Genomic DNA, 20,850 nt, shown 5'->3' with positions numbered 1-20,850 from the left:
TCGCGGTGGATGGTCTGGGAGGCCGAGCCGGGACGCGCGTCGGGGCTCACCCGGACCTCGCGCGCACTCGGTCGACCGACCTCACCCACCAGCGTACGCGAGTGAGGACCTCACTGTGCCTGGTAGTCGTAGACGGGAGTACGCGACGCGGGCGACAGCGGTCCACGCAGGTGGTTGCGGCCCGAGTCCACCGTCCGCAGCGTGGTGGCGAGCAGGTCGGAGAACTCGGCGAGCTTGTTGTCCACGTACGCGTCGCAGTCGGCGCGCTGGCGATCGGCTTCCTCGTGCGCCTCGTCCACGATGCGGGCGGCCTCGTTGTGCGCGGCCTGCACGACCTCGGTCTGCGACACGAGTCTGGCCTGCTCACGCTTGCCGTCGTCGACCGCGCGTTCGTAGGCGTCGCGGCCTGCCTGCACCATACGGTCGGCCTCGGTACGGGCGCGCTCGGTGACGTCGGCGTACTCCGCCTCACCGGCGGCGATGGTGCGGTCGGCTTCGGCGCGCGCCTCGGCGATGATGCGTTCGGCCTCGGCACGGGCCTCGGCCAGCAGGCGTTCGGCCTCGTCGTTGGCCGAGCCGATCGTCTCCTCGGCCTGGGCGCGCGCTGTGTGAACGATCTCGTCACGACGGTCGAGCACGTCCTGCGCGTCGTCGACCTCGGCGGGCAGCGCGTCGCGGATGTCGTCGAGCAGTTCGAGCACGTCGCCGCGCGGGACGACGCAACTCACCGTCATCGGGACCCCTCGAGCCTCCTCCACGATCGTGACGAGCTCGTCGAGCGCCTCGAAAACCCGGTACACGGCAACTCCCTCGCGGCATCGGTTCCACGCGACTCCCATCAGTCTGCCGCGTCCGGTGCCCGATCGGCGGTAACCGCCGCGCCAGGCGTGTCCCGCCGACTACCGAAGGTGCCGCCCCACCCGCAACCGTGTCCGCAGTTTCCGTACGCGTGGGCGTACCGGAAGTGCGAGCACACGTGCACAGGCCGCGGACACGAGACGCACCGGCTCGGGCCAGGGTTACGGCTGTTGGGCGAGCTTCGCCATGAGTCGCTCGTGGACGGCCGGGGGCACCATCTCGCTGACGTCGCCGCCGTAGGTGGCGACCTCCTTGACCAGCGAGCTCGACAGGAAGCTGTACGCCGGGTTGTTCGACATCAACAGCGTCTCCACCCCCGACAACTCGCGGTTCATCTGCGCCATCTGCAGCTCGTAGTCGAAGTCACTCACCGAGCGCAGACCCTTGGCGACGGCGACGATGCCGTGGTCGCGGCAGTAGTCGACCAGCAGACCGTGCCACGAGTCCACCCGCACGTTGGGCAGGTCGCGCGTGACCTCGCGCAACATGTCGAGCCGCTCGTCGATGGTGAACAGACCCTGCTTCTTCTTGTTGATGAGCACGGCCACGACCACCTCGTCGAACAGCGCGGCGGCGCGTTCGATGATGTCGAGGTGCCCGTTGGTCGCTGGGTCGTAGGAACCGGGACAGACCGCTCGCCGCATGGCGCGGACGCTACCAACTGCGACGGCGCACCGCGCAAGATGTGACGAACAGCTCGCCCCGCTCACTCCGGCACGTATTCGGCGCGGAAGAGCCCGTTGTCGCCGTAGGTACGGGTGCGCAGCACGCGCAACGCCTCCGGCCACCGCGGTGGCCCGTCGTGCACCCGGCGTTCGACCACCACGAGCGCGTTCGCGGCGAGCCAGCCGTTGTCGACCAGGCGGGTCAACACCACTCCGAGCGTCTCCGCGTCCACCGCGTACGGCGGGTCGGCGAGCACCAGGTCGAACGGCTCACCCGTGGGCTCGGACACCACGGCCTCGACCCTGCCCTGCCTCACCACACCACCGAGGCCGACGTTGGCGATGTTGCCGCGCAGGATGTCGGCAGCGGTGCGGTCGGCCTCCACGAACACGGCCTCCCGGGCGCCGCGTGACAGCGCCTCCAACCCCAACGCCCCCGACCCCGAGTACAGGTCCAGCACCCGCACACCGTCGAGCTCGTCGGCGGCCTCCAGCGCGCTGAACAACGCCTCCCGCACCAGCTCCGTCGTCGGTCTCGTTCCCTTCGGCGGAACCCGCAGCGTGCGCCCGCCTGCTCGCCCGGCCACGATCCTTGTCACCGCACCATGCTCGCACCCCGTCCGCGAGGCGGGACGCGGTCATGCCGCGAAAGCGATCGCGTAAAGTCGTTCTTCCCCCTTTCCGAGGCGACCAGCTGCGAGGAGCGCGAGTGTCGGAGTCCCGGGTCAGACGGGCCGAGATCGCCATCGAACAGACTCACGTGGACCGGGTGTACGCCCGGCTCGCGGAGTTGCGCGCGCAGGCCGAGGCCATGCGCGCCCGTGGCTACGAACTCGGTCGCGGAGCCCAACGCGAAGCCGTGTTCGAGCAGGCGTCGATGCTGTACGAGCGCGACATGATGGTGTTCCACGCCAACCAGACGCTCCAGACGCTGGACGCCGAGTACGAGGGCCTGGTCTTCGGACGACTGGACCACACCGACTCGGAGACCGTCCACGTGGGCAGGCTCGGGATCCGCGACGCGGAGTTCAACAACCTCGTCACCGACTGGCGCGCTCCGGCGGCCGCCGCGTTCTACCAGGCGACGGCCGAGGAACCGATGAACGTGGTGCGCCGCAGGGTGATCCGGTGTTCGGGGCAGTCGGTGCTCGACGTCGACGACGACGTCCTGATGCCGGAGGCGGTGCCCGACGGCATGAACGTGGTCGGCCAGGGCGCGCTGATGGCGGCGCTCGGCCGGTCGCGGGGCGAGGTGATGCGCGACATCGTCGCCACCATCCAGAAGGAGCAGGACGAAGTCATCCGCGCGCCGTGGCGCGGGGTGACCGAGATCACCGGTGGTCCCGGCACCGGCAAGACCGCGGTGGCGCTGCACCGGGCGGCGTACCTGCTGTACCGGTACCGGCGTCAGCTCGGGGGCTCGGGAGTGCTCGTGGTGGGACCGTCCGGGGTCTTCACCAACTACATCTCCCGGGTACTGCCGTCGATGGGTGAGACCAACGTCGAACTGCGGTCGCTCGGGCAGGTGCTGGACGGCCTCGACGCCACCCGTCACGACCCGGCGCCGCTGGCGGCCGTCAAGGGCTCGTTGCGGATGCGCAAGGTGCTCGGCAAGGCGCTGCGCGAGACCCCGCCCGACGCGCCCACCGAGATGAGGATCGTCTACCGGGGCGAGGTCATCAGGCTGGACGCGAAGGAACTCGACAAGGTCAGGCGGAAGGTGCACGGCAGCGGAGCGCCGCCGAACCGGTCGCGGGTCCGGGCAGCCGAGGCACTGCTGGAGGCGTTGGCGGACAAGGCCGAGTCCTACGCCCGCGCCGACGGTCGCGAGTTCGACCGCGCGCAACTGATCACCGACCTCGGTGAGCGGATCGACTTCCACCGCTTCCTCGTGGTGTGGTGGCCGGTGCTGTACCCGGCCCAGGTGCTGCGCTGGCTCGGTGACGAACGCCGTCTCTCGCGCGCCGCCCGCAACGTGCTCAACTCGGAGGAGGTCTCGCTGCTGGCCGCCTCGTTGCGCGATCGCGATCGCGAGTGGACGGTGGCGGACATCGCGTTGCTCGACGAACTGCGGGTACTGCTCGGACCGCCTCCCAAGCGGCGGCGCAGGCGGGACGCCGAGCCGGAACAGCCTCGCGAGGGGCAGCGCAGGCCGGACCACTACGACGAGTACTCCCACATCGTCGTGGACGAGGCGCAGGACCTCTCCCCCATGCAGTGGCGGATGGTCGGTCGTCGCGGTAAGTACGCGAGCTGGACCGTGGTGGGCGACCCCGTGCAGAGCTCCTGGCCCGACCCCGAGGAGGCGGCGAAGGCTCGTGACCAGGCGTTCGGCGCGCGCACGGCCCGGAGGCGGTACACGTTGCGCACGAACTACCGGAACTCGTCCGAGATCTTCGACCTCGCCGCCCGTGTGGTGTCGGGTCACGCGGAGCCGGACGAGTTGCCGCGCGCGGTGCGTGCCACGGGCATCACGCCGGAGGTTCGCCACATCGACCCCGGCACTCTGGAGACGGCCACGCAGGTGGCGGCCAAGGAACTCCTCGACGCCGTCGAGGGCACGGTCGGCGTGATCTGCGCGATGGACCGCGTGGCCGAGGTTCGCCGCTGGGTCGCGGGCCACGGCGACGACCGGCTCAAGGTGGTGGGCAGCCTCGACTCGAAGGGGCTCGAGTACGACGCCGTCGTGCTGGTGGAGCCCACCGAACTGGTCGACGAGTCGTTGACGGGCAGACGCGTGTTGTACGTGGCGTTGACGCGAGCCACCCAGCAGCTCACGGTGCTGGCTTCCGACGACGGCTGGCTCAGTCCCTCGAGGTGACGCCCGCCACGCCCCGAAGTGCGGACACGCGTGCACAGACCGCGGACCCGGTGTCGGGTCGGCACGGATCACAGTTCGGTGTGGCCGAGAAAACGCACCAATACGCTCGAACGGGTTACGATGCCGCCGTGGTCGGTGACGAGGGGAAGCGACGGGAGCCGTCGTGAGTGGTCGGGAAACCACCGAACGCGCGCTGGCGGTGCACCGCCTGCTGAACGCACAGTTGCCTGTGCCGGCGGAGCCGTTGCCGCTGGCGAGCCACATCCCGTTGCCGGACGTGCACCCGCCCAAGGCCGGGCTGGTGGCGACGCTCGCGAGACGGCACTCGTCGTACGAGTTCTCCAGCGCTCACCTCGAACTGCCGGCGCTGAGCGCGCTGCTGCGGTTCTCGATGGGCGTGCAACGCTTCGTGCCCGCCTACGGCGTGGACCAGTACCCCCTGAGCATGGCGCCGAGCGCGGGCGGGCTGGACATCCTGCGCGCGTACGCGGTGGTACGCCGCGTCGAGGGCCTTGACCAGGGCGTGTACCGCTACGAGCCCGTGTCGCACGCGCTCGTGCAGCTCACCGACACCGATCCGGGCCCGGATCTCGAACACGCGTACCTCCAGGAGGAGTTCGCGTGGCAGCCCGCCGTCAGCGTGGCGATCACCGCGCGGCTCGACGTCGCGTTCGACAAGTACCCACTGCGGCACTACCGGACCCTGCACGTCGACTCGGGCGTGGCCGTGCAGAACCTGTACCTGGTGGCCACGGCACTGGGACTCGCCGGGTGCGCCGTGGCCGGTTTCGACGACGCCGCCGTCGGCACCCTGCTGGGACTTCCGGAGAACGAGATCCCGACGATGCTGTTCGCCACGGGCCGCCCCGCCTGAGCCTCCCGGCTCGGCGGGGCGGGCGAGGCTCACCGGCTGGCGGCGTGCCAGTACTCGGACAGCAGGCGGCCCTGGTCGGGAGCGAACGCCGCCGGGGTGTAGAAACCGCCGGTCGTGGTCACGGCGTCGTCGAGCGACAGGCTGTTGGCTCCTTCGGGTGAGGGAAGACCGAGCTGGGCGTTGACGGCCCAGTCGAGCGTGCCGAGGAACCCGCACCCGTTGGCTTCGGGCACCGCGAAGGAGTCGTCGACCTGGTCGGCTCCGGACAGTTCGATGTTGCTCATCGGCCCACCGGCCTGGGTGGTGCCGTCCGGGGCGTAACGCGTGAGCGTGAGCGCCGGCTGTGAGGCGTTGCGGGGACGCAACAGGATCGGGTCCGTCTCCGAACCGATGTAGCAGCGGCTGCCGAGCAGGGGGTTGTCGAGGCGGATCTTCACGGGCAGTGTCACGATCGGCTGCCCGACGCCGAGTCCTGCCGTCAGGTTGAAGTCCGTGGGCACCCCGGCCGGTTCGACCGTGGCGACCACCCGGTTGAGCCTGCTGTCGGCCGCCTTCTCGCACAGGGAGGTGAGCACGGGAATGTCGCTGGGGCACACGAGGTTCAACAGTCCGCCCGGGACCGTCACGGGCTCGGCCCGGATACCCGCTCCCTCCGGCGACACGGACGCATAACTCACGCCGTCGCCGAGGAGCCCGAACTGCAGGTTCGTCCCGGCCGTGGGCACGGTCTTCTCACCGATGGTCATCGTCCCGGACTCCGACGACGACGCCAGGCACAGCGCGGCCAGCTCGGCGCCGTCGGCGGCGAGCATCGACGGGTCGTCCACCGGGCAACGGTCGAACGCCGCCCAGTGTCCGGCCGGAGTGGACTCACCACCGGCCTCGTCCGCCACCGCCGGGGTGGTCACGGCGAAGCTCGCGGTGACGACCGCGGCGACGGTGGCGGTGGCACTGGCGAGCCACCCGCCCCGTCTGCCGCCGCGCGGTCTTCCTCCGAACGTCCTCACACGACTCATCGCGTGTTCCTCCTTCACTTTCGGGTTGGGCGGACGCCGGGTCAGCGCTGCAGTTCGGGAGGAACTGGCGGGCAGTACCGTTCGGTCCTGATGTCACAGATCTGCCCCTGCGTCATCTTCACGTAGTTGTCCTTGCCGGAGATCAGTCCGGTGAGCAGTGGATCGAGGTCGCCGTCGACCCCGCAGCCCGAGAAGGGCGGGATGTCGGTGTAGCCGTCCAGGAAGCCCCCTGTGGCGGGGGTGTAGTCGCCGGGGTAGTCGGCCGTCAGGGCGACCGTGATCGGCTCTTGTGTCCGGCAGTTCTCCCCGACGTCCAGCGCGACGCCGTTCACTGTGACGTCGTAGACCCGCACGGACAGCGTCGCGCGCGCGATCACCGACCCGTCGTAGGGCGCGACGACCTGAGCCCGTACCTCGATCTCCATGTCACCGATCTGGGTCAGCTCGACCGTGGCCTCGTTGGGCATGAAGTCGAAGGCGTGGAAGGAGTTCCGGGTCGGCGGGAGCTTCTTCTCACCGTTGTGCCGCAGCTCGGCGCGCGCGGTCTGGCAGAACCAGAACCATTCGGAACCGTCGTTGCACGGGCCGATGATCGGCAGCGCGAGGTTGACGATGCCCGGGTCGATCCGCAAGGCGGCGCCCATGCGGTCGACGTTCGTGTACCCGCCCAGGTAGGCACACCACGCGTTGTTCAACTCCGCGAAGTCGACGCAGTCCTCCGGGATGTCCGCGGCCTGCGCGCTCGTACCGACTCGCCCGCCGTCGAGGGGAGCGTCGGGGTGATACTCGGGCTCCTCCGCGTCGGTGCCCGGCTCGGTGGTGCCGTCACCCGACACGGTGAGCGTGGTGATCGTCGTGTTCTGGCCGGGGGCGGGGGCGCAGTCGAACGCGCGGGCGGGCGGTGCCTGTTGCCTTCCCGCGGCGGCCGCTCCTCCGCCTGCGTCCGGTGTGGGCGCCGGACCGCTGTCCGGTGTCGGTTCCTCGCCACCGCCGGGTTCCTCGCCGCCGGGGTCGGGTTCCGTGCCGCCGGGGTCGGGTTCCGAGCCGTCCGAGCCGTCACCGGGGTCGGAAGCGGGTGGTCGCCAACCGAGCAGGAGATTGAACCGGTCGGCCGACACCCTGTACTCGCCGGGGCCGTCGGTGGTGAGCTGCCGTACCCGCCCGCTCCCGGTGAGCGTCAGTGAGCCTTCGGCAGGCAGCGGGGTCGCCGGGACGGCCAGGTCGGGCAACAGGACGGACTCGTCCACCTCGTCCCCGGCTTCCCGCACGAGCACCGTCGCCGACACGACACCGCTCACCTCGGCGGCACCGTCGGCGACGAGTTCGGCGACCACCTGTTCCCCCAACGTCGCCCGGACGGTCACGCCGATCCGATCCCCCGACGCGGCGTCGGGTATCGAGAGTTCGACACGGGCACGCAGGTCGCGCTGTCCCGACTCGGTGTCGCAGTGGTACAGCAACTCCGCCGACCGCCGCTGCGACGGTGTGTCCCCGGTGGACTGCCCTCCCGAGGCTGCCGGCGCCCCGAGTGCTCCCGCCAGCACCACCATGCCGAGCGCGGCGAGGCGTCCTCCCCTGCTCCCTTTCCGTCCCATGTCCTCTCTTCTCACTCTGGGCCTACCCGCACGAGGCGGGTGACGTGGTGGGCCGGTCCGGACGGCAAAACCCCGTGTCCGGACCGGCCGTTCATCCCCGAACGCCGGATGCGGGCGTCACTGGAGCGTGACGTCCTGGCCCGGGGTGACCACGTACGCGCCCTCGAACGTGACCTCGTTGCCCTGGTTGATCAGGCCGAAGCAGTTCGCGAGCGGGTCGACGGACGTCACCGTCAGTATGTGCGCGGAACCCGTGATCGGTTGCGGGGCCAGCGTGTCGGTGGCGTTGTCGTACGTTCCCGGTGCGGCGCCCTCGACCGTCGCGTCACAGCCGGGGCCGGTCAGGTTCGCCACGATGCCGCCGATGTAGCCGGTCGTGACACCGTCCGCGTAGGACTCACCGTTGATCGACCACGGCAGGTTCCGAGGAACGACCTCGAACGTGAGCCCGAGCGGGCCGGAGCAGCTCTGCCACGAGATGTCGGCGATCGTCCCGAGCTGTGCGGGCGATCCGCTCGCGCTTCCGGCGAGGGTGCCGGAGGCGTCGGAGCCCGCGCAGTCGAGTGTCACACCGTTGGCCGTGTTGGTCAGCACCGTCGTCCCGGACGAAGCGGTGTAGTCACCACCCGGGTCGATGATCCACTCCTGCGGCTGGGCCGAGGCTGACATGGCGGTGAGACCGAGGGCGAGCGTCGCCGCGGCGCTGGTAGCGACGATGCTCATAACGCGCCTACGCATAGCGATTCCTTTCCCAGGTGGACAGGTGGACTTGCGGAGCAAGCGACGCGGAGACGATCGATCCTGACCCGCGAAAACATCGGCCGACGATGCTTGCCGGTAGGGGCCGGAAGGCGAACCTACCAGCCAGTACGTTAGCCGCTGACCGGGAAGCGAACAAGAAACATCAACGTTTCCCGCCCACTCCTCGCCCTTTCGGCGCAACGGTTGTCACGGCCGACAGAAAATCCCTTCTTCGCTTTGTTCTCACAAGTCAATCAACGGAATCACCGACGGCCGGATGCGCGAACACTCACCACCGGACGAAAACCTTCGGGAAAACTGTCACCGACGCTCGAAAACTGGCGCGTAACCAGCCGAACCACCCGGCGTTATTGTCAGCGAACGCCCAGCGAGGAGGCGTATCGACAACTGAAACAGCAGTTTTCCGAATAAGTGGAACTCGGTTTTCACTGACCGAAGGAGCGCGAGTGGCCCTCGACGTCGACAGCGAAGTCGGTCGTTCGTTTCCCGGTGCGGCCGCACTACGCCAGACCGGCAGGCTGTACGCGTTGGCACTCGAGGTTCTGCGCTGCATTCCACGCAGGCCCTTTCAGTTCCGGGAGTTCGTGCAGCAGTTCTGGTTCATCGCCAGTGTTTCGATCCTGCCGACGGCTCTCGTGGCGATTCCGTTCGGCGGGGTGATCGCGCTGCACGTCGGGTCGCTGACCACCCAGATCGGCGCGCAGTCGTTCACCGGTGCGGCCAGTGTGCTCGCCATCATCCAGCAGGCCAGCCCCATCGTCACGGCACTGCTCATCGCGGGCGCGGGTGGCTCCGCGATGTGCGCGGACCTGGGCTCGCGCACCATTCGCGAGGAGATCGACGCCATGGAGGTGCTGGGCGTCTCCCCCGTGCAGCGGCTCGTGGTCCCGCGCGTACTCGCCGCGATGGGCGTGGCCGTCTTCCTCAACGGCATGGTGAGCGTCGTCGGGGTGTGCGGCGGTTACTTCTTCAACGTCGTCATGCAGGACGGCACCCCCGGCGCCTACCTCGCGAGCTTCTCCGCGCTCGCCCAGCTCCCCGACCTCTGGATCAGCGAGGTCAAGGCACTCGTCTTCGGCTTCGTCGCCGGTGTCGTGGCCGCGTACCGGGGCCTCAACCCGGCCCCCGGCCCGAAGGGAGTCGGGGACGCGGTGAACCAGTCCGTGGTCATCACGTTCCTGCTGTTGTTCTGCGCGAACTTCGTACTGACCACCGTGTACCTCCAGCTCGTACCCCCGAAGGGGATGTGAGGCCGTGACCACCGCACCTGTCAGACAACGCGCCGCGGCGAGCCTCGACCGGCGACTGTCGTTTCTGGACACACTCGGCGAGTCGGTGCTGTTCAGCCTGCGCGCGCTGGCGTGGATTCCGCGCGCGCTGCGGCGCTACCCGCGCGAGATCGTACGGCTGCTCGCTGAGGTGAGCTTCGGCAGCGGCGCTCTCGCGGTGATCGGCGGCACGGTCGGCGTGATGGTCGGGATGACGATGTTCACCGGCGTGGTCGTCGGGCTGCAGGGCTACACGGCCCTGAACCAGGTGGGCACGGCGGCGTTCGCGGGCTTCGTCTCCGCGTACTTCAACACGCGCGAGATCGCCCCGCTCGTGGCGGGCCTGGCGCTGTCGGCCACGGTGGGGTGCGGGTTCACCGCCCAGCTCGGCGCCATGCGGATCTCCGAGGAGGTCGACGCGCTGGAGGTCATGGGCGTACCGAGCGTGCCCTACCTCGTGACGACGCGCATCATCGCCGGGTTCTGCGCCATCATCCCGCTCTACGCGGTGGGACTGCTGACGTCGTACGTCGCGTCGCGCCAGATCACCGTGTGGTTCTACGGCCAGTCCGAGGGCACCTACGACCACTACTTCACGCTGTTCCTGCCGCCGGAGGACGTTCTCTGGTCGTTCGGGAAGGTGCTGTTGTTCAGCGTGGTGGTGGTGCTCACTCACTGCTACTACGGTTTCCACGCGCGAGGCGGACCCGCGGGTGTGGGTGTCGCCGTCGGGCGCGCGGTGCGCACCGCGATCGTCGCGGTGGCCTTGATCGACTTCTTCGCCAGCCTCGCCATCTGGGGCGCGACGACGACCGTACGGGTGGCGGGATGAAGAACACTCGACTGCGCAAGCTCGGCGTACGCCTGACCGGACTGGCTTTCTGTCTCGTTCTCGTGCTGCTGGTGGACCTGTCGGTGCGTATCTACGACAAGGAGTTCACCGAGTCGGTGTCGGTCACGTTGCGCACCGACCGCGTGGGCAACCAGTTGCGGGAGAACTCCGACGTCAAGGCGAGGGGCGTCCTCGTCGGTGAGGTGCGCTCGATCGAGGCCGCCCCCGACGGGGCCGAGATCGAGCTCGCGCTCGACCCCGAGACCGTCTCCCGGCTGCCGAAGGACGTGACAGCGCTGCTCGTCCCGAAGACCCTGTTCGGCGAACGGTACGTGCAGCTCTCCATTCCGGACGGATCGACGGCGGCCCCGCTGGCCGACGGCGACGTGATCGACCAGGACAGGTCGGAGAACGCGATCGAGCTGGAGCGGGCGTTCGACGAGCTGTTGCCCGTGTTGAAGTCCGTGCAACCGCAGAAGCTCGCCAGCACGCTCAGCGCGGTGGCCACGGCACTGGACGGCCGCGGTGAGCTGGTGGGGGACACGTTGGTGCAGGCGGCGAACTACCTGGAGGAGTTCAACCCGAACCTTCCGGGACTCCACGACAACATCCGCGACCTCGGCGAGGTGGCCCAGCTCTACGGCGACATCTCGCCCGACCTGCTCGACGCGCTCACCGACACCGCCGTGACGCTCGGCACCGTGGACGAGCAGGGCCGGCAGCTGCGGGAGCTCTACGGCCAGGTGACCACGACGTCGGCCGACGTCACCGCGTTCCTGCGCGCCAACGCCGACAACCTCATCCGGCTCTCGGCGGAGAGCCGGGCGCCGCTGGAGGCGGCGGCGCGCTACTCCCCGAGCTTCGCGTGCACACTGCGCGCGCTCGACGAGTTGAAGCCCGCGATGGACGCCGTTCTCGGCGAGGGCACGGACCAGCCGGGCCTTCGCCTGCACGGCAGCGTGGTCAGCGAGCCGCGAGGCGCCTACCGACCGGGCGCCGACGACCCGGCCTACACCGTCGACTCGGGCCCGCGCTGCTATCCCAGTGGAGTCGCACCGCGTGAGGGCATGTCACCGGCGCCTCCGGGGGACGGCGCGGCCGCGCTGGTGCCGGACAGCGGAAGTGAGAAGGCCGACGGGACCGGGCTCGGACTGCCGAACTCCCCGCAGGAGCGCCAGCTGCTGTCCACCCTGCTCGCCGGAGAACTCGGCGTCGACCTCGACGAGGTGCCCGACTGGAGCAGTGTCCTCGTCGGACCCGTCTACCGGGGCACGGAGGTGACCCTGAAGTGAGAAAGCTCGTCGGTCCACTGCTCAAGGGCCTCACGTTCGTTCTCGTCACCACGGTGGCGACGGCGCTGCTCGCTCTGTCCATCTCGAACGTGGGCGTGGACGAACGCACCACCTACAGCGCGAGGTTCACCGACGTCACCTCGCTCAACCCCGGCGACGACGTCCGGATCGCGGGCGTGCGCGTCGGGCAGGTGGACGAGTTGGAGATCATCGACCGGCACCTCGCCCGCGTGCGCTTCTCGGTCGACGCCGGTCGCAGGCTTCCCGCCGACACCACGGCGATCATCCGCTACCGCAACATGCTCGGACAGCGCTACGTCGCACTGGAACGGGGCGAGCAGGCGAGCACCGACTACCTGGAGCCGGGAGCGGAGATCCCGCTGGAGCGCACCCGGCCCGCACTGGACCTCACCGAGCTGTTCCACGGTTTCCAGCCGCTGTTCTCCGCGCTGGACCCCGAGGAGGTCAACCAGCTCTCCGGCGAGATCGTCCAGGTGTTGCAGGGCGAGAGCGGCACGGTGGAGAGCCTGCTCGCCCACACGGGGTCGCTCACCGCCACGCTCGCCGACCGCGACCGGGTGATCGGCGAGGTGATCACGAACCTGAACTCGGTGCTCGACACGATCAACAATGAGGGCGACGCGCTGACCACGCTGGTGTCGACACTGCAGGAGCTGGTGACCGGCCTGGCCTCCGACCGCGAGTCCATCGGCGAGTCCATCGAGGGCATGGCGGCGCTCACCACGGCCACGGCGGGGTTGTTCGAGACGTCACGGCAGCCGCTCAAGGAGAGCATCGCCGGGCTGCGCGAGGTGTCGGACACGCTCGTGTCCGGCTCGGACGAGCTGGAACGGTTCCTCGTCACCACGCCGGAGAAGTTCACCGAGATCGGCCGCACCGCGTCCTACGGCTCGTTCCTCAACTTCTATCTCTGCGACGCGGTGTTGCTGACCGACCCGCCGACCGGGATCAACGACGGAGTCCTCCCCGCGAGGTGCGACCGATGAAGTCCTTCCGCGAACGCAACCCGCTGACGCTCGGCATCGTGGGCACGGTGGTGCTGGCCGGCGTCACCGTGGCGACGTTCAACTACGAGCACCTGCCGCTGGTCGGAGGCGGCACCACCTACCAGGCCGAGTTCGCCGAGGCCGCCGGGCTCGTGCCCTCCAACGAGGTCCGCGTGGCCGGGATCAAGGTCGGCGAGGTCACCGGTGTGGAACTCGCCGAGGACCGCGTTCTCGTCTCGTTCCGCGTGTCCGACGCCTGGGTCGGCAACCGCACGACGGCGGAAATCAAGATCAAGACGTTGCTGGGGCAGAAGTACCTCGCCCTGCACCCGACGGGCGACGCCGTGCTGGACCCCGACGAGCCCATCCCGCTGGGACGCACCACAACGCCGTACGACGTCACGACCGCGTTCGAGCAACTCGCGACGACGGCGGGCGCCATCGACACCGAACAGCTCGCCGAGAGCTTCCGCACGCTGTCCGACACCTTCGACGGCGCCGAGGAGCACGTGCGCAGCGCACTCGACGGGCTCACCGCGTTGTCCAAGACGATCGCGTCACGCGATGCCGAGCTCGCCGAACTCCTGGAGAACGCTCACGCCGTGGCCGACACGCTCGCCGACTCCAGCGACGAGTTCGACCGGCTCGTCTCCGACGGCAACCTGCTGCTCACCGAGCTCGACCAGCGGCGCGACGCCATCCACCAGCTCCTCACCGGTGCGCGCGACCTCGCCGAGCAGATCTCCGGGCTCGTCGCCGACAACACCGAGCAGCTCGCTCCCACCCTGGACGCGTTGAACGAGGTGACCGACATCCTCCAACGGCACCGCGACGACCTCGACCGGACCCTCGAACTCGCCGGGCCGTACTTCCGTGTCGTCAACAACGCCGTCGGCAGCGGCCGCTGGCTCGACGTCTACCTGTGCGGCCTCGTGCCGGAGAACCGCGCTTCCTGCCAACCCCCGGATCGGAGGTGACCGGCGTGTCGAGGTGGAACCGCCTTCGCGCCACCCGGATCGCCACGGTGCTCGCCGTGGCCGCCGTCGTGACGGTCGGAGCACTGTGGTGGGTGTTCGGCGACCACGGCGACAAGACCGTGACGGCCTACTTCGACCGCGCGGTCGGCGTTTACCCCGGATCGGACGTGAAGGTGCTCGGCGTGCGTGTCGGCGAGGTCGTGTCGGTGACCCCCGAACCGACACGCGTGCGGCTGACGATGACCGTGGCCCCCGACGCCCCCGTCGCTCCGGACACGCGCGCGCTCATCGTCTCGCCGAGCGTCGTCGCCGACCGGTACGTGCAACTCCCCGACCTCGCCCACGGCGGCCCCCGACTCGCCGACGACACCGTGATCCCCCGCTCCCGCACCGCCGCCCCCGTGGAACTCGACGAGCTGTACGCCAGCCTCAACGACCTCGCCACCGCACTCGGGCCCGACGGGGCCAACGCCGACGGAGCCCTGTCCGACCTCCTCGACACGGGCGCGGGAGTGCTCGACGGCAACGGGGAGTCGTTCTCCCAGACCGTGCGCAACTTCGGTGACCTGGCCCGCACACTCGCCGACTCCGACGACGACCTCTTCGCCACCATCGACTCGCTGTCGGTGTTCACCGCGATGCTCGCGGGCAACGACACCCGGGTCCGCGAGGCCACCGAACAGCTCGCGAGTGTGACCGAGACCCTCGCCGCCGACAAGGAGGAACTCTCGGCGGCGCTGGCGTCACTCGGCGACGCGCTCGCGGACCTGCAGGAGTTCGTCGCCGACAACCGCGAGGCGCTCAAGTCGAGTGTGGACGACCTCGCCGACCTCACCCAGCTCATGGTCGACCGCCGCGCCTCGCTGGCCGAGGCACTCGACGTCGCCCCGGCCGCCGCCGAGAACGCCTACAACGCCTTCGATCCGCGAAGCGACACGCTGCAGGGCCGGATCAACCCGCTGGAGTACCTGGGGCAGCCGGGAGGTTCCCGGTGACGAGACGAACCGCGTTCACCGCCGTGGTTGTCACCTCCTGCCTGCTGGCGGCCGGTTGCGGGGCCCCGGACTTCGACGGTGTCCACGATCTCCCTCTGCCCGGTGGCGCCGACGTCGGCGAGGACCCCTACCGCGTCACGGCACGCTTCGACGACGTGCTCGACCTCGTGCCGCACGCCGCCGTGAAGGTCAACGACGTGGCCGTCGGCAGGGTCGAGTCCATCGAACTGGCCGACACCGACGACTGGCAGGCGGAAGTCGTCCTGCTCGTCAACGGCGACGTGGACCTGCCCGCCGACACGCTGGCCAACATCCGCCAGTCGAGCCTGCTCGGCGAGAAGTTCGTGGAGCTCGAAGCCCCGCGACACAGCAGTGCCGAGCCCCGCGCACCACTCGCCGACGGCGCACTCATCCCCGTGTCCCGCACCAACCGGCACGTGGAGGTCGAGGAGGTCTTCGGAGCGCTGTCGCTGCTGCTCAACGGCGGTGGCATCGCACAGCTCCGCACGATCAACCACGAACTCAACGAGGTGATGACCGGCAACGAGACCGAGATCAAGGAGTTCCTCTCCCACATCGACCACCTGGTGTCCGACCTGGACGCCCACCGCGGCGAGATCACGGACGCGCTCGACGGCCTCAACCGGCTCTCGGCCACGCTCTCCGATCGCCAGGACGCCATCCGGGGTGCGCTCAACGACCTCACGCCCGGCCTGGCGGAACTGCGCGACCAGCGGGAGCTGCTCGTGACGATGCTCGACTCGCTGGACGAGCTGTCCGACGTCGCGGTCGACGTCGTCCACAAGACCAAAGACGACCTCGTGGCCGACCTCGAAGCGCTCGCCCCCACGCTCGAAGGGCTCGCCGACGCGGGCCGGTCGCTGCCCCGATCACTCGAGATCCTCGCGACGTTCCCCTTCACCGACGCCGTGCTCGACGGCGTCGAGGGCGACTACCTGAACTCCTTCGTGCACGTCGTACCAGCGGACGGCTACACCGCACCGATACCCCTGCTGCCGTTGCCGACCACCGACACCCCCACCGACGGAGGTGACCGCTGATGCTCACCCGACGGGTCAGGACCCAGCTCGTCGCGTTCGTGGCGGTGGCGCTCACCGCCGTCGCGTTCGTCGGCGCGAACTACGCGGGCCTCGGCAGGCTCTTCGGCGCGGGCGGGGTCGTCGTGCGCCTGCAACTCGCCGACGGAGGCGGGCTGTTCAACGGCAGCGAGGTCACCTACCGGGGTGTCGCCGTCGGCGAGGTCGGCGCCCTGCGACTCACCGACGACGGCATGGAGGCCGACCTGGTGCTCGACGACGGCGCACCACCGATTCCCGCGAACTCCCGTGCCGTCGTCGCCAACCGGTCGGCCGTCGGCGAACAGTACGTGGACCTCCAACCCCGTACGGACCAGGGGCCGTACCTCACCGACGGGTCGGTACTCCCCCGCGCCTCCACCACGCTGCCGCTCAGCGTGGACACCCTGCTCGGCAACCTCACCACGCTCACCGAGTCGGTGCCCACCGACTCCCTGCGCACGGTGGTGGACGAGCTCTACACCGCCTTCCACGGCACGGGCGACGATCTGCAGTTGCTGCTCGACTCCTCGCGCGAGTTCACCCACACCGCCACCGAGCACCTGCCGCAGACCTCCGCGCTCATCCAGGACGGAGCGACGGTGCTACGCACCCAGGCCGAGTCGGCCGACGCCTGGCGGTCGTTCGCCGACAACGCCGAGAAGTTCGCGGCCGAACTCGCCGGTGCCGACGGTGACCTGCGCGAACTCATCGCCCAGACGCCCACCGCCGCCACGGAACTCAGCGCCCTGCTGCGCGACACCGACCCCGGACTCTCGGTGCTCGTGGCCAACCTGCTGACCACCTCACGCCTGTTCTCCGCCAGGGTGGACGGGCTGGAACACCTGTTCGTGATGCTGCCGAAGGCCACCGCCGCCACCTCCGCCGCTCTCGACGGCGACGAGTTCTCGGTGGCGCTGACGTTCTTCGATCCGCTGCCGTGCCTCCAGGGCTACGAGGGCACCGAGTACCGCCCCGGCGACGACACCGGCGACGCGCCGTTCAACACCGACGCCGCGTGCACCCTGCCCCCCGGCACCGAACCCGCGCGTACCTCGCAGCACGTGCCCGAGGGCGGGGTGCCGTCGGTGGCGCTTCCCGGCGTCCTCGGCGAAGCCCTCGACGACGACACCCGCGAATCCCTGGAGGACCTGCTGTGGCTCGACGAGGAGTGAGCCGGGACGCGAAGCTCACCGCGCTCGCGGCGACAGCGGTGGTCGCCGCGGCCGTGTTCGCCGTCTGGGCGGCGCTGTCCTGGGTCTCGGCGCTCACCGACGACGGGCTGAGCGCGGCCGAGGTCCGCGACGAAGCACTGCGGCAGGGGCGCGAGCGTGTCGCGGAACTGACCACGATGGACCATGCCGACGCCGAAGCGGGCGTGCGCCGGTGGTTGTCGGCCACGACTGGTGCGTTGCGGGCCGAGCTGGAGCGGACCGACCCCGCGACGCTCACGGCCGCCGAGCAGGCGGGCACCGTCACCACGGGAACGGTGCTGCACGCGGCGTTGAGCGAGTTCGACACCGGCCCCGGTGAGCAGGGCCGCGCCACCCTGCTCGCCTCGGTGGAGATCACCAGTGTCCGGGACGGGGCCGAACCGAGGTACACGCGCAACCGCTACCGCGCGCAGCTCCGGCACACCGGCGAGGGGTGGAAGGTCGAGGCGTTCGAGACGATTCCCGTCGGGGGTGCGGAGTGAACCGTCGAATCGCGACACTGCTGGTGGTCGCGGCTCTGCTCGCCGGGATCGGCGCCGCCTGCACCGTGCTGGCGGACTCGCTGCGGACGTCGGAGACGGCGCGCAACCTCGCCCACGTCGACACCGACGCCACACTCGAAGTCCGGTCGGCGGTCGTACGGGCGGTGAACAAGGTGCTCACCTACCGGTTCGACGACGTGGAGAGCACCCGGCGGGCCGCCGAGGACCTGTTGCGGGGGCCCGCACGGGAGCAGTACCGGCAGTTGTTCACCCAGGTCAGCGACAGGGCGCCGGAGCAGCGGCTCACCGTGACGACGCGGGTGGTGGACTCCGCCGTGCTGTTCCTGACGCCCGACCGCGCGGAGGTACTGGTGTTCGCCGACCAGGTCTCCGTCCGCGGCGGTGACGAACCGACCGCCGAACCGACGTCCGCGGCGGCCCAACTGCTCGTCACCGCCACCAGGCACGGCGACCGCTGGCTCCTGACGAACCTGTCCCAGGCCTGACCGCCGCCAACACCGTGTCCGCAGCCTGCGTACGCGTGTCCGCACTTCCCCTACGGGTGTTCGCGTGGAGAGCACCTCGTTCCTTGGCGGGCAGGTTCCACAGGTGGATCGCGGTCCGGTCCTCCGAGAGCGTGTACCAGGCGCCCGCCCCTGCCGGTCGGGGAGATCCCGAGACGGGGAAGGGATAGCCGATCCGACCGCGCACAGCCATCGTGCGCGTGTCGACAAGCCAGTGACGAGGGTCCTCCGCGGAGTACTCGGTGCCGACCACAGCGGTGTCGTCGTAGGGGAACGCCGCCTCGTAGTCCCAGCACACGCGGTCGCCGACATCGCCCGCCGAACGCGGCACGGCGTCCTCGGCGTCCTCGGCGTCCAGCCGCCGTAGTTCCGTACCGTCCTCCGCCCGATGTAGGTAAAGAGACCACTGACCCGGGTCCGTGGTCACGAAGTACTCCCCGGACGGGCTCACGTCGAGAAGGACCTCCTCGTCGAGTCGCCGGACCGTCAGCTTCTCCCCGTCCCAGCATCCCCACAACACGGGAGAGTTCTCCTCACCCGCGAGGACGGTCAGCCCCATGTACGCGGGGTCGGGGGAGGAGAAGTGGAGGGAGCCCGATCCCACGGTCATCGTCCCGGTCCGGGCCAGCACCGTGCCGTCGACGGGGTCGACGACCAACCACTCCTCCTCGGTCTGCTCCCCCGCGATGGTGCGGACGTGGGCCCACAGGAGCTCGCCGTTCGAGGAGAAGGCCGCCGAGCCGCTGTCCGCGTGGCCGTGGCTGTAGTCGTCGACGTACTCGGAGAACGAGAGGTGGGCCTCGGTGCACACAGCGGCGGACCAACAACCGTGCCGGATCTCCCACCGCACGGATCCGGTCGGCTCCACGGCACGCAACGCGTGCACACCGGCGAACACGGCGACATCACCCGCGGGAGAGACCGTCACCGAGCCGTACCCGCGAGGCCAGGGTGCGGGAAAGCAGACATCCCTTCCCTCCCCATCGAGGTCGCGGACGACCAGCTCGGTGTCCCCACGCTGCGTCAACAACCTGCTGCCCGGCCGGTGCAGCACCTGCGGAGCGTCCGCCGAGGCGGAGTCGAGCGGAGCGACGACGGTGGCTACGAGGCGGGCGGTGAACCGGGCCGAAGCCACATGGACAGCGTCGTTGGGCACAGTGCGGCATCCTCGCACTCGTGTCCGCAGCCTGTGCACGCGTGTCCGCAGCCTACGTACGCGTGTTCGCACCTCCCGCACGCTGGCCACCGTTCTGCCAGGGCGCCGACGGCAGTGTGCGCAGCGCCAGCTCCAGCTCGAACCGCGCGTCCGGGTCGCGCAACCGGTCGCCGAACACCGCCTCCAGCTGTCGCATCCGGTACCGCACGGTCTGCGGGTGCACCGACAACCGCTCTGCCATGTCCAGCACGTGCCCCTGTGCGTCCAGCCAGGCCCGCAACGTCTCCAGCATCCGCTCCCGCTGCCGCGCCGTGAGACCGTCGAGCGACGCGAGCAGTCTCCCGCGCAGTTGCTGCGCCAACGCCTCGTCCGAGTGCAGCAGAACCACCGGAAGGGACTCCTGCGCCCACACGACCCTGCGCGGCGGCAGCACTCCCTCGTCGACCAGGACGAGCGCCTTGCGCGCCCATCTCAGGGAATCGGCCACCGCGTCCAGCGGCACGCACGGTCCGACCGCGAACCGGCAGCGCGGCAACGCCTGTTCCAACGCGGCGAGCCGTTCCCGCGTGACGGCACCGGGCACGAGCAGCCGTGGCTCGACTCCCGTGAGTTCGGCGAGCACGTCCGCGTCGAGGGGCGGGCGCTGAGCTCCCCTGAGCGGGAACAGCGGCCGCACGGCCACCGGCGTGGCCGTCTTCGGCGTCGTCCACCCGACGAGCTGGGCGAGCTCCTCGACGGCTTCGGGCGGCACGGCGGGGCGTTCCAGGATCAACTGGAGCAGGCGCCGGCGCCACGTGTCGAGTGCGTCGGCCGAGCACGCCTTCGCCTCCAGGAACCCGTCGAGCGCCACCGAGGCCAACTCGTCCATGAACCCGAGCATCGCGTCGGCCAACTGCGACATCACCGTCGACGAGAACCCGCTGTCACGCCCGACCTTCATGATCCGCCGCCACGCCACGCGCGCCCCCACGCGGTAGGCGGCCTGGAGGGTGTCGAGACTCCGCCCCTCGCGCATCTCGTTCTGGCCCAGCCTGCGGTGCACCTCGTGGGCGTGCTGCTTGGACACACTGGGGTCGGCGATCTGCGCCACGAACAGCGACACCGCGTGCCGGACCCCCGCCTTGATGCTCTTGCCGTAGGGGCCGTCGAGCGGGCGGCGGTATTCGGGGATCAACGCACGGATCTCGGCGACGATCTCGTCGGCGACGCTCTCCAACTCGGGCCGCATGATCTGCGCGAGCTGCCCCGAGAACACCGTCGAGTCGACGGCCTCGTCCGCTGGTCGTCCCGTCACACCGACAAGCTCCTTCCCACAGCGTTGAGGGATGCCACTCGCCACGCCCCGGTCCGGCAATGATCGGAAAAAGGTATCACCGGAACCGGGAGGCGGGGCGGGCCTTCGCGCCGATCTGACGAAATCTCGCGGCACCGTTGTG

20 protein-coding genes are annotated in these 20,850 nt (G+C 69.8%); 12 read left to right on the top strand and 8 right to left on the bottom strand.

Features of this window, described 5'->3' with window-relative positions; all coding sequences use genetic code 11:
* Positions 1-110 precede the first annotated feature (110 nt).
* The 3 genes from SACCYDRAFT_RS05360 to rsmD form a co-directional block, all read right to left on the bottom strand.
* Positions 111-800, bottom strand: coding sequence for a DivIVA domain-containing protein (locus SACCYDRAFT_RS05360; RefSeq protein WP_005454325.1), 690 nt, complete (start codon positions 798-800; stop codon positions 111-113).
* 219 nt (positions 801-1,019) lie between these two features.
* The gene (coaD, locus tag SACCYDRAFT_RS05355) at positions 1,020-1,502 is read right to left on the bottom strand and encodes a pantetheine-phosphate adenylyltransferase (protein ID WP_005454323.1); all 483 of its coding nucleotides are present in this window, start codon (positions 1,500-1,502) and stop codon (positions 1,020-1,022) included.
* Between the two features lie 62 nt (positions 1,503-1,564).
* Positions 1,565-2,122: a 16S rRNA (guanine(966)-N(2))-methyltransferase RsmD gene (gene rsmD, locus SACCYDRAFT_RS05350; protein WP_005454321.1), complete on the bottom strand. Its 558-nt coding sequence runs from the start codon at positions 2,120-2,122 to the stop codon at positions 1,565-1,567.
* A 110-nt stretch (positions 2,123-2,232) separates the two neighbouring features.
* Here rsmD and SACCYDRAFT_RS05345 point away from each other — a divergent pair, with 110 nt between their 5' ends.
* A complete protein-coding gene (locus SACCYDRAFT_RS05345; RefSeq protein ID WP_005454315.1) occupies positions 2,233-4,344 on the top strand; it encodes a HelD family protein in 2,112 nt (703 codons plus the stop codon).
* Positions 4,345-4,507: 163 nt separating this feature from the next.
* Positions 4,508-5,218 carry a SagB/ThcOx family dehydrogenase gene (locus SACCYDRAFT_RS05340; RefSeq protein ID WP_005454313.1) on the top strand — a complete coding sequence of 237 codons (711 nt, stop codon included), beginning with the start codon at positions 4,508-4,510 and terminating at the stop codon, positions 5,216-5,218.
* A 29-nt stretch (positions 5,219-5,247) separates the two neighbouring features.
* Here the strand turns inward: SACCYDRAFT_RS05340 and SACCYDRAFT_RS05335 are convergent, their stop codons facing one another.
* From SACCYDRAFT_RS05335 to SACCYDRAFT_RS05325, 3 genes are all read right to left on the bottom strand, one after another.
* Positions 5,248-6,234, bottom strand: a complete 987-nt coding sequence (locus SACCYDRAFT_RS05335) for a hypothetical protein (protein ID WP_005454311.1) — start codon at positions 6,232-6,234, stop codon at positions 5,248-5,250.
* 41 nt (positions 6,235-6,275) lie between these two features.
* A complete protein-coding gene (locus tag SACCYDRAFT_RS05330) occupies positions 6,276-7,829 on the bottom strand; it encodes a DUF6801 domain-containing protein (protein WP_005454310.1) in 1,554 nt (517 codons plus the stop codon).
* Between the two features lie 117 nt (positions 7,830-7,946).
* Entirely contained in the window at positions 7,947-8,567 is a 621-nt protein-coding gene (locus SACCYDRAFT_RS05325) for a hypothetical protein (RefSeq protein WP_005454308.1), read from the bottom strand.
* Between the two features lie 470 nt (positions 8,568-9,037).
* On the opposite strand from SACCYDRAFT_RS05325, the gene SACCYDRAFT_RS05320 reads away from it, so the two are divergent.
* The 10 genes from SACCYDRAFT_RS05320 to SACCYDRAFT_RS05275 are packed head-to-tail and all read left to right on the top strand — an operon-like array spanning position 9,038 to position 18,240.
* Complete coding sequence (locus SACCYDRAFT_RS05320; RefSeq protein WP_005454306.1) at positions 9,038-9,841, top strand: MlaE family ABC transporter permease; 804 nt, start codon at positions 9,038-9,040, stop codon at positions 9,839-9,841.
* A 4-nt stretch (positions 9,842-9,845) separates the two neighbouring features.
* On the top strand, positions 9,846-10,691 hold the full coding sequence (locus SACCYDRAFT_RS05315) for an MlaE family ABC transporter permease (protein WP_005454304.1): 846 nt from the start codon (positions 9,846-9,848) through the stop codon (positions 10,689-10,691).
* The gene (locus tag SACCYDRAFT_RS05310; protein ID WP_005454303.1) at positions 10,688-11,983 is read left to right on the top strand and encodes an MCE family protein; all 1,296 of its coding nucleotides are present in this window, start codon (positions 10,688-10,690) and stop codon (positions 11,981-11,983) included. Before SACCYDRAFT_RS05315 ends, SACCYDRAFT_RS05310 begins: the two co-directional genes overlap by 4 nt.
* Positions 11,980-12,990 carry an MCE family protein gene (locus tag SACCYDRAFT_RS05305; RefSeq protein WP_005454302.1) on the top strand — a complete coding sequence of 337 codons (1,011 nt, stop codon included), beginning with the start codon at positions 11,980-11,982 and terminating at the stop codon, positions 12,988-12,990. The genes SACCYDRAFT_RS05310 and SACCYDRAFT_RS05305 overlap by 4 nt, the downstream gene beginning before the upstream one ends.
* Positions 12,987-13,967 carry an MCE family protein gene (locus tag SACCYDRAFT_RS05300; protein WP_005454301.1) on the top strand — a complete coding sequence of 327 codons (981 nt, stop codon included), beginning with the start codon at positions 12,987-12,989 and terminating at the stop codon, positions 13,965-13,967. The genes SACCYDRAFT_RS05305 and SACCYDRAFT_RS05300 overlap by 4 nt, the downstream gene beginning before the upstream one ends.
* 5 nt (positions 13,968-13,972) lie before the next feature.
* The gene (locus SACCYDRAFT_RS05295; protein WP_005454299.1) at positions 13,973-14,962 is read left to right on the top strand and encodes an MCE family protein; all 990 of its coding nucleotides are present in this window, start codon (positions 13,973-13,975) and stop codon (positions 14,960-14,962) included.
* Positions 14,959-16,023 (top strand): MCE family protein, encoded by a 1,065-nt coding sequence (locus SACCYDRAFT_RS05290; RefSeq protein ID WP_005454297.1) that lies wholly within the window; start codon positions 14,959-14,961, stop codon positions 16,021-16,023. The genes SACCYDRAFT_RS05295 and SACCYDRAFT_RS05290 overlap by 4 nt, the downstream gene beginning before the upstream one ends.
* Complete coding sequence (locus SACCYDRAFT_RS05285; protein ID WP_005454295.1) at positions 16,023-17,213, top strand: MCE family protein; 1,191 nt, start codon at positions 16,023-16,025, stop codon at positions 17,211-17,213. Before SACCYDRAFT_RS05290 ends, SACCYDRAFT_RS05285 begins: the two co-directional genes overlap by 1 nt.
* Positions 17,195-17,734, top strand: a complete 540-nt coding sequence (locus SACCYDRAFT_RS05280; RefSeq protein ID WP_005454294.1) for a hypothetical protein — start codon at positions 17,195-17,197, stop codon at positions 17,732-17,734. Before SACCYDRAFT_RS05285 ends, SACCYDRAFT_RS05280 begins: the two co-directional genes overlap by 19 nt.
* Entirely contained in the window at positions 17,731-18,240 is a 510-nt protein-coding gene (locus SACCYDRAFT_RS05275) for a hypothetical protein (protein ID WP_005454285.1), read from the top strand. The genes SACCYDRAFT_RS05280 and SACCYDRAFT_RS05275 overlap by 4 nt, the downstream gene beginning before the upstream one ends.
* Here SACCYDRAFT_RS05275 and SACCYDRAFT_RS05270 read toward each other — a convergent pair.
* Together SACCYDRAFT_RS05270 and SACCYDRAFT_RS05265 are read right to left on the bottom strand one after the other, a co-directional pair.
* Positions 18,185-19,414, bottom strand: coding sequence for a hypothetical protein (locus SACCYDRAFT_RS05270; RefSeq protein WP_005454284.1), 1,230 nt, complete (start codon positions 19,412-19,414; stop codon positions 18,185-18,187). The two genes, SACCYDRAFT_RS05275 and SACCYDRAFT_RS05270, sit on opposite strands and share 56 nt — an antisense overlap.
* A 52-nt stretch (positions 19,415-19,466) precedes the next feature.
* Positions 19,467-20,708, bottom strand: a complete 1,242-nt coding sequence (locus tag SACCYDRAFT_RS05265; protein WP_005454282.1) for a PucR family transcriptional regulator — start codon at positions 20,706-20,708, stop codon at positions 19,467-19,469.
* Positions 20,709-20,850: the final 142 nt, after the last annotated feature.

This window comes from Saccharomonospora cyanea NA-134 (assembly GCF_000244975.1).
Classification (GTDB): domain Bacteria; phylum Actinomycetota; class Actinomycetes; order Mycobacteriales; family Pseudonocardiaceae; genus Saccharomonospora; species Saccharomonospora cyanea.
Note: the sequence above shows the minus strand (reverse complement) of the source record. Positions and strands in the feature narration are given on the sequence as shown.

Bases quoted from the DNA above. Each gene is read 5' to 3' on its own strand.
- SACCYDRAFT_RS05330 (WP_005454310.1), bottom strand. From the start codon at position 7,829: ATGGGACGGAAAGGGAGCAGGGGAGGACGCCTCGCCGCGCTCGGCATG.
- SACCYDRAFT_RS05310 (WP_005454303.1), top strand. From the start codon at position 10,688: ATGAAGAACACTCGACTGCGCAAGCTCGGCGTACGCCTGACCGGACTG.
- SACCYDRAFT_RS05300 (WP_005454301.1), top strand. From the start codon at position 12,987: ATGAAGTCCTTCCGCGAACGCAACCCGCTGACGCTCGGCATCGTGGGC.
- SACCYDRAFT_RS05325 (WP_005454308.1), bottom strand. From the start codon at position 8,567: ATGCGTAGGCGCGTTATGAGCATCGTCGCTACCAGCGCCGCGGCGACG.
- SACCYDRAFT_RS05335 (WP_005454311.1), bottom strand. From the start codon at position 6,234: ATGAGTCGTGTGAGGACGTTCGGAGGAAGACCGCGCGGCGGCAGACGG.
- coaD (WP_005454323.1), bottom strand. From the start codon at position 1,502: ATGCGGCGAGCGGTCTGTCCCGGTTCCTACGACCCAGCGACCAACGGG.
- SACCYDRAFT_RS05285 (WP_005454295.1), top strand. From the start codon at position 16,023: ATGCTCACCCGACGGGTCAGGACCCAGCTCGTCGCGTTCGTGGCGGTG.